This is a genomic window from Methylopila musalis (assembly GCF_042679725.1).
GTDB classification, from domain to species: Bacteria; Pseudomonadota; Alphaproteobacteria; order Rhizobiales; family Methylopilaceae; genus Methylopila; species Methylopila musalis.
Window position 1 is genome coordinate 1 of the sequence record NZ_JBHTMX010000451.1, and the last position, 546, is coordinate 546.

Genomic DNA, 546 nt, shown 5'->3' on the forward strand with positions numbered 1-546 from the left:
AGCGCGACGCAGGCGTCGGCGCAGCCGATCTCCGCCAGCGCGGCGGCAAGCGGCGCGGAAACCGCGGCCCGGCGGGCGACGGCGACCTGGGCCCGGACGCCGCCAAGCGCCACCATGTCGACCAATTCCATGTCGGACAGCAGCGGCGAGCGCGCGAGCACCGGCTCGGCCACGTCCGGCGCGTCATGGGCGAGCGCGAGGATGAGGGCTGGCGAGGCGTTGGCGCAGGAGCCCAGCGCCTCCGCGATGGCGCAGCGCACGGCGAGATGCGGATCGTCGAGGCTGCGAATCAGCGCGCCTTCGATCTCCGCCCGCAGCGGCGCCTCCAGCTCGCCATGGCGGTAGGTGCGCGCCAGCGCGCCGGCGGCCTCGGCCCGAAGCGCGGCGGGGGCGCTTTCGACCCACTCGAAATAGCGCTCGACGATCATGAGCGGCCTCCCGTGCGGCGCGCGGCCGCCGACGCGGCGGGATCCGCCTTGCGGAACGTGGCGAGATCGAGCGGAGCGGACGCCTGCGCCGCGACCGCGGCCTTGGCGGCGCGCTTCC

Annotated in this window: 1 protein-coding gene; it reads right to left on the bottom strand. The window is 76.0% G+C overall.

Annotation, left to right across the window (positions count from 1 at the left end):
* Window positions 1-428, bottom strand: a 428-nt coding sequence (locus ACFQ4O_RS18250; protein WP_378777862.1) for a DUF2336 domain-containing protein, incomplete at its 3' end; no start/stop codon positions are given.
* Between the last annotated feature and the right edge of the window lie 118 nt (window positions 429-546).